At 42.7% G+C, this 6,861-nt stretch carries 8 protein-coding genes; 7 read left to right on the top strand and 1 reads right to left on the bottom strand.

The window, feature by feature from the left end; genetic code table 11:
* From J6I68_RS10160 to J6I68_RS17355, 7 genes are all read left to right on the top strand, one after another.
* A partial coding sequence (locus tag J6I68_RS10160; RefSeq protein ID WP_292220079.1) for a YicC family protein occupies positions 1–547 on the top strand: 547 nt, incomplete at its 5' end.
* A complete protein-coding gene (gene gmk / locus J6I68_RS10155) occupies positions 540–1,172 on the top strand; it encodes a guanylate kinase (RefSeq protein WP_292220078.1) in 633 nt (210 codons plus the stop codon). The genes J6I68_RS10160 and gmk, both read left to right, overlap by 8 nt.
* A gap of 50 nt (positions 1,173–1,222) precedes the next feature.
* The gene (rpoZ, locus tag J6I68_RS10150; protein WP_292220077.1) at positions 1,223–1,528 is read left to right on the top strand and encodes a DNA-directed RNA polymerase subunit omega; all 306 of its coding nucleotides are present in this window, start codon (positions 1,223–1,225) and stop codon (positions 1,526–1,528) included.
* A 3-nt stretch (positions 1,529–1,531) separates the two neighbouring features.
* On the top strand, positions 1,532–2,887 hold the full coding sequence (gene rimO, locus J6I68_RS10145; protein ID WP_292220075.1) for a 30S ribosomal protein S12 methylthiotransferase RimO: 1,356 nt from the start codon (positions 1,532–1,534) through the stop codon (positions 2,885–2,887).
* A complete protein-coding gene (pgsA, locus tag J6I68_RS10140) occupies positions 2,884–3,435 on the top strand; it encodes a CDP-diacylglycerol--glycerol-3-phosphate 3-phosphatidyltransferase (protein WP_292220073.1) in 552 nt (183 codons plus the stop codon). Before rimO ends, pgsA begins: the two co-directional genes overlap by 4 nt.
* A 35-nt stretch (positions 3,436–3,470) precedes the next feature.
* Positions 3,471–5,381 (top strand): DEAD/DEAH box helicase, encoded by a 1,911-nt coding sequence (locus J6I68_RS10135; RefSeq protein ID WP_292220071.1) that lies wholly within the window; start codon positions 3,471–3,473, stop codon positions 5,379–5,381.
* A complete protein-coding gene (locus J6I68_RS17355; protein ID WP_292220069.1) occupies positions 5,378–6,601 on the top strand; it encodes an ion transporter in 1,224 nt (407 codons plus the stop codon). The genes J6I68_RS10135 and J6I68_RS17355 overlap by 4 nt, the downstream gene beginning before the upstream one ends.
* Positions 6,602–6,678: 77 nt before the next feature.
* On the opposite strand, the gene J6I68_RS10125 is transcribed toward J6I68_RS17355, so the two are convergent.
* On the bottom strand, positions 6,679–6,861 hold a 183-nt coding region (locus J6I68_RS10125; RefSeq protein WP_292220067.1), incomplete at its 5' end, for a hypothetical protein.

Raw genomic sequence — 6,861 nt, 5'->3', positions numbered from 1 at the left:
GGAAGTCTTCACTATGGAAGAGGAAGAACTGGATGAAGAGGAGGTCTGGAGCGGGATCAAGAAGGCGCTTGACCTTGCTGGAGAACAGTTTTTAGAGTCCAGAAAAAGAGAGGGTGAGTTCCTTTCTGCGGACCTTACAGAAAAACTCTCTGGTATGCTTGAAAACGTTGAGTATATAACAGAGAGGTCTCCACAGATCATTGAGGAGTACAAGAGTAAGCTCAGAGAGAAGATCCAGGATCTTTTGGAGGACAAGCAGATCGATGAAAACCGCCTTGCAATGGAAGTTACTCTCTATGCAGACAAGGTATGTGTTGATGAGGAACTTACAAGACTTCGCAGTCATATTGAGGCGACAAGAGAGGCTCTTAAGGTTGGAGACGACAAGGATGGCATCGGCAGAAAGCTTGATTTCCTTGCTCAGGAAATGAACAGAGAGGCCAACACTATCCTTAGTAAGTCCACAGATCTTAAGATATCTGACAGAGGAATTGCCCTTAAGACTGACATCGAAAAGGTTAGGGAGCAGATACAGAACATTGAGTAAACAGTTAAGCCAAAAAGGTATTATCATAGTAGTATCAGGATTTTCCGGAGCTGGTAAGGGAACAGTTATGAAGGCCCTCACAGCAAAATATGATAAATATGCCCTTTCAGTTTCAGCAACAACAAGAAATCCGAGACCTGGAGAGGAAAACGGAAGAGAATACTTCTTCGTAAGTAATGAAGAGTTTGAAAAGCTCATTAAAGAAAACGGTCTTATCGAACATGCAGGCTATGTTGATCATTACTACGGAACTCCCAGGAAGTTTGTTGAGGACCAGCTTGATGCTGGCAAGGATGTGATCCTTGAGATAGAGATACAGGGAGCTCTTCAGATAAAAGAGCAGTATCCTGAGGCAGTACTTCTTTTCATAATGCCGCCTTCTGCAATGGAGCTTAAAAAGCGACTTACCGGCAGAGGAACAGAGACAGAAGAAGTAATAGCCCAGAGGCTTAAGAGAGCCAAAGAAGAGTCAGTAGGTATTGAAAAATACGACTACATTGTTGTCAATGATGATCTTGATGAGTGTGTAGAACAGGTGCACGACATTATATCAGCTGCTCACATGGCACCATCAAGGAATCTTGATTTTATAAACACTATCAGAAATGAGCTTAATGAGTTATAATCGCTTTTGAGCTTGAATTGCGATATATTCGCAGGAAAGGAAATAAATAAATGATACATCCTTCTTATGTTGACCTTATGAATGTAGTAAACAAGGAAGTTGAAGAGGGCGAGCAGCCAGTTATCAACTCCAGATATTCAGTAGTTATGGCTACTGCCAAGAGAGCAAGACAGCTCATCGCAGGCGACGAGCCTATGGTAAGAGTTAAGGACAAGCAGAAGCCCCTTTCAATCGCTGTTGATGAGATGAATCAGGGTCAGCTCCGTATCCTTACAGATGAGGAAAAAGAAGCTCTTGCTGCACAGGCTTTAGCTGAGAATGGTGAGAATCCAGAGGCTGAAACACAAGAGAACTAATATATGAAGATTTTATTTGTGTCACTTGGTTGTGACAAAAACAGAGTTGATACCGAGGTAATGCTTGGGCTCCTTGCCCAGCACGGTCACAGCTTTACAGATGATGAAGACTTAGCAGAAGCAGCAGTTGTAAACACCTGCTGCTTTATTGGTGATGCGGCTCAGGAGAGCATTAACACTATTTTGGAGCTTGCTGAGCGCCGCGCATCTGGTCAGCTCAAGGCCCTTATTATCACAGGATGCCTTGGACAGCGCTATCAGGAACAGGTTGAAAAAGAAATCCCAGAGTGTGATCAGATCCTTGGAGTTACTTCCACAGACAAGATTGTGGAGGCTATCGAGGAAACTGCGAAGGACAATAGCTCTTTTCACCACAAGAACTACTTCGATGATGTTGATAAAGAGGTTCATGGTGGCTTTAAGAGAGTCATGACCACAGGAGGTCTTTTCAATTACCTTAAGATAGCTGAAGGGTGCGACAAGCACTGCACCTACTGCATCATCCCTAAGGTAAGAGGTAAGTACAGAAGCGTCCCTATGGAGGAACTTCTTAAAGAAGCAAGAGAGCTTGCTGAAAACGGAGTGTCGGAACTTCTTGTGGTAGCTCAGGAGACTACACTTTACGGAACAGATCTTTATGGGAAAAAGTCTCTTCCAGAGCTGCTTCACAAACTGTGCGAGATTGAAGGCTTCAGATGGATAAGAGTGCTGTACTGTTATCCGGAAGAAATAAATGATGAGCTCATTGAGTGCATGAAGTCAGAGCCCAAGATATGTAATTACCTGGATTTGCCTATACAGTCTGGATCTGATGATGTACTTAAGAGGATGGGAAGAAGGACTAATAACGCTGAGATACGTCAGCTTGTTAAGCACCTTCGGGAAGAAATCCCTGATATCTGCTTAAGAACCACGCTCATAAGCGGATTCCCGGGAGAAACTGCTGCAGACCACAAGCAGACTATGGAGCTTGTAAGAGATCTTCGGTTTGACAGACTTGGCGTGTTTACTTATTCCCAGGAAGAGGATACACCGGCTGCTACAATGGAAGGTCAGGTTTCCGAAAGGACCAAGACAATGCGCCGGAATCAGCTGATGAAGCTTCAGCAGGAAATAGCCTTTGAGGCAGCAAAAGATATGATCGGAAAGACGGTTGATGCTGTGATAGAAGGCAGAGTCACAGATGCAGATGATGATGACGGCCTTACTTATGTGGCAAGGACCTACAAAGATGCTCCGGATATTGACGGGTATCTGTTCATAACAGGAATGCAAAGAGAACTAATGACTGGCGATTATGTCAAGGTTCTTATAACAGGTTCAAATGAATATGATCTTATAGGGGAGGAAATATCATGAATTTACCTAACAAACTTACAGTACTGAGAGTTATTCTGATTCCTTTTTTTGTAGCATTTCTTCTTTTGAGTCCAGGCAATGAGGCATTTAAATGGACAGCCCTGGTTATCTTTGTTGTTGCCAGTTTAACCGACATGCTTGATGGCAAGATTGCCAGAAAGTATAACCTTATAACTGATTTTGGCAAGTTTATGGACCCTCTTGCAGACAAGCTCCTTGTTTGCAGCGCGATGATCTGCCTCATTGAACTTGGCAGGATCCCATCATGGATCGTAGTTATCATCATTGCAAGAGAGTTTACAATTAGTGGCTTCAGACTTATTGCTGCTGACAATGGTAAGGTCATTGCAGCCAGCTACTGGGGCAAGTTTAAGACAACATTCCAGATGATCATGGTAATCCTTATGATTGCCAACCTTGGAGATATCCTTCCATGGATCGATATTGTCACACAGGTGATCATGTGGATAGCACTGGCGCTTACAATTATTTCTCTTATTGATTATCTCATTAAGAATAAGGATGTAATGGCCGGTGCATCAATGTAATTGACGTTTTTGTTTTTTAGAAAGATATAGGTTTTATGAGTATTAGATACGAAGACTCAGGTCTTGATGAAAGAATCATCAGAGCAGTCACAGATATGGGATTTGAAAATATGTCCCCAATTCAGGAGGCTGCAATCCCTGTAATGATGGAGGGAAAAGACATCATTGGTCAGGCCCAGACCGGAACGGGCAAAACAGCAGCTTTTGGAATCCCACTTCTTCAGCAGGTGGATCCAGATAATAAGCACCTGCAGGCAGTAGTTCTTTGTCCTACAAGAGAGCTTGCAATGCAGGCCGCTGACGATATCAGAGATTTTGCCAAGTATATGTCAGGGATCAAGGTCCTTGCTGTATATGGTGGACAGGATATTTCAAGACAGATCAAGGCTCTTTCAAATGGAGTGCAGATAGTTGTAGGAACTCCAGGAAGAGTAATGGACCACATGCGCAGGCACACAATGAAGCTTAAAAGTGTGAAGGTTCTGGTCCTTGATGAAGCAGATGAAATGCTGGACATGGGCTTTAGGGAGGATATTGAGACTATCCTTCAGGGAATGCCAGAAGAGAGGCAGACAGCTCTTTTCTCCGCAACAATGCCAAAGCCCATTTTGGACATTACCAAGAAGTATCAAAATGATGCTGAGTTTATCAAGATGACACCCCGGGAGATCACAGTGGCTGCCATCGAACAGGCATATTACAGAGTCCCACAGAAGATGAAGGAAGAGGTACTTACCCGCCTTATGGATTACTACAATCCAGCAAGGAGCCTTATCTTTTGTAACACCAAGAGAATGGTGGACCAGCTTGCTGAGTCCTTAAAGGGCAAGGGGTATCTCTGTGATGGTCTTCACGGAGACCTGTCTCAGAATCAGCGAGACACTGTCATGAATCTCTTTAGAAGTGGCAGGATCAACATACTTATTGCTACTGACGTTGCTGCAAGAGGTATTGATGTAAGCGGCGTAGAGGCTGTATTCAACTACGATATACCAGAGGATATCGAGTACTACGTTCACAGAATTGGACGAACCGGACGTGCTGGTAAGAGTGGCAAATCCTTTACTTTAGTTGGCGGAAGAGAGATGTACAAGCTTCGCGAGATCGAAAAGATCTGCCACACAAAGATTGAGGAAAGACATGTTCCAAATGCCAAGGAGATTACGAGAGTTAAGTCTTCCAAGGTATTTGCTGAAGTTGTTGATATTATCGAAAATGGCGACATTTCTTCAGCTCTTGAGTATATAAATCAAAAGGTTGAAGAGGGCGAGTACACTGCAGAGCAGCTTGCTGCCGGATTCATGAAGCTCAAGATGGGTTCTGATATTGAGGAGCTGGTTCTTTTCGAAAAGAAAGAATCAAAGCGTGACAGGTACAGAAGAACCGGTGAGAGACTCGAGCGCAGAAGGCGCGATGAGGGCAGAAGTCGTGATGACGACAGAAAGCCTCGAAGAAAACGCGAGGATGACAGAAAGTCCAGTGGTAGAGCAGATGGTAAGAAGTCTGATGGCAGAAGATCAGAAAGAAAAAAGCCTGATGCAGTAAAATCTGAGAACAGAAGAGCTGATAAAAGAATAGCAGATTCCAGAAAGGCTGATGTAAAGAAGACAGATAACAGGAAATCTGATATCGGTGATCTTGATGAGCTCAAGGCTCTTTACAAGAAGTCAGCAGACAAGGTCCCTTCTAAAAAAGCAGAGAGGCCTTATAAAAAGAAGTCTTCAGATTCTTTTGAAAATGTTGGTCGTATCAATATTAAGGGCGAAGGATCTACAAAAGCATGGTATGTTGGACAGGATAAAGACATCGATACCATGAACCTTACAAAAAAAGAGAAAAAGAATGTCAAAGCTCAGAACAAGAAAAGAAGCCTTGATTATCTTCAGGATATGAGCGATCTTGTGATGGAGAGCTTTGGCAAGCGCAAAAACAGGGAGAAAAAATGATGGGGGACGAAAAACCTGTAAGAAGACACATTAGAGATTTTCATCGCTTAAGAGCCAAGATCTTTAACATGGTCAGCGTGGGCGTAATTGATGAGCCCATCAACAGGTTTTATGACATCATCAGTATTATTGCTCTGGCTCTCAATCTTTTTGCGGCTTTTGCAATAACATTTGATTACATGGAGGAGCACTACAAAGGGCTCCTCCTTACTATTGAAGCAATTACCACATTTTTCTTCGCAGTGGACTATGCATTGCGTCTTTTTTCATCCAATGAACTTTATCCAAAGCTTCCTGAGGGTCAGGCAGCTGCAAAATATATCTTTTCATTTACAGGAATTATTGATCTTTTGTCCTTCCTTCCCTATTACCTGCCATTCTTTTTCCCGGCTGGTGGAGCTGTATTCAGGCTCTTCAGGGTTGCGAGGATCTTAAGGCTCTTTAGGATCAATTCCTATTATGATCAGCTCAATGTCATAACTGAGGTCATTACTTCCAAGAAACAGCAGCTGATGGCATCAGTGTTTATCATACTGATACTGATGATGGGCAGTAGCCTTTGCATGTACAGCGTTGAGCATGACGCCCAGCCAGAAGTTTTCCAGAATGCCTTCTCAGGTATCTGGTGGTCTGTATCTACGCTTTTGACTGTTGGATATGGTGATATTTATCCCATAACCATTACAGGTAAGATCTTAGGAATCATCATTAGTTTTCTTGGTGTTGGAATGGTAGCTATTCCAACTGGTATCATCAGTGCCGGATTTGTTGAACAGTATCAGCGTCTTAAGACCATCGGAAGCTACGCTGAAGAGGAAAACATCCATTTTATAAGGGTTAAACTCTCTGAAAAAGACAGCTGGTGCGGCCAGAAAATTTCTGAACTTGGAATTCCTAAGGATGTTATTATTGTTGCTGTGCAGAGAAATAAAGAGACCATCATTCCAAGAGGTGATGCGGTTCTACAAAAGGGTGACATTCTTGTGATGTGTGCTGAAAAGGTTAAGGATGTTCAGCCAATAGAGATAAAAGAAATCACAATTGGAGAGGGACATTCCTGGAATGGAGTAGCCATTAAGCACCTTGACATATCAAGGCAGAGCTTTATCTTTATGATACGTAGAAGAGGAAAGGCTATCATCCCAAGAGGAAATCTTATCATTCAGGCCGGGGATGTGGTGCTGCTATATGAAAAGCATCTTAAGAACGAGAATATCTAAATAACTAAAAACGCTCACGAAAATCTCATCGTGAGCGTTGTATAATTTAATGATTATATTATTTTGAAAGAAATGGTTTATTGCTTTTTGTTTTCATATGCCTTTAGCTTGGCCTTTAAATCTGCAATGATGGCTTTGTCATTAGCGATGGTTTCATTAAGGCTATCGATAAGCTCTTTTTGATATTTTTCATGAGCAATGGCATCTTCTCTGGCACGACATTGCTCAAGAATGCTGATGTCTGCGTTAGACATATATAT

The sequence above is a fragment of the Butyrivibrio sp. genome (assembly GCF_017940685.1).
Lineage (GTDB): Bacteria > Bacillota > Clostridia > Lachnospirales > Lachnospiraceae > Butyrivibrio.
Note: the sequence above shows the minus strand (reverse complement) of the source record. Positions and strands in the feature narration are given on the sequence as shown.

Bases quoted from the DNA above. Each gene is read 5' to 3' on its own strand.
- J6I68_RS17355 (WP_292220069.1), top strand. From the start codon at position 5,378: ATGATGGGGGACGAAAAACCTGTAAGAAGACACATTAGAGATTTTCAT.
- pgsA (WP_292220073.1), top strand. From the start codon at position 2,884: ATGAATTTACCTAACAAACTTACAGTACTGAGAGTTATTCTGATTCCT.
- rpoZ (WP_292220077.1), top strand. From the start codon at position 1,223: ATGATACATCCTTCTTATGTTGACCTTATGAATGTAGTAAACAAGGAA.
- J6I68_RS10135 (WP_292220071.1), top strand. From the start codon at position 3,471: ATGAGTATTAGATACGAAGACTCAGGTCTTGATGAAAGAATCATCAGA.
- rimO (WP_292220075.1), top strand. From the start codon at position 1,532: ATGAAGATTTTATTTGTGTCACTTGGTTGTGACAAAAACAGAGTTGAT.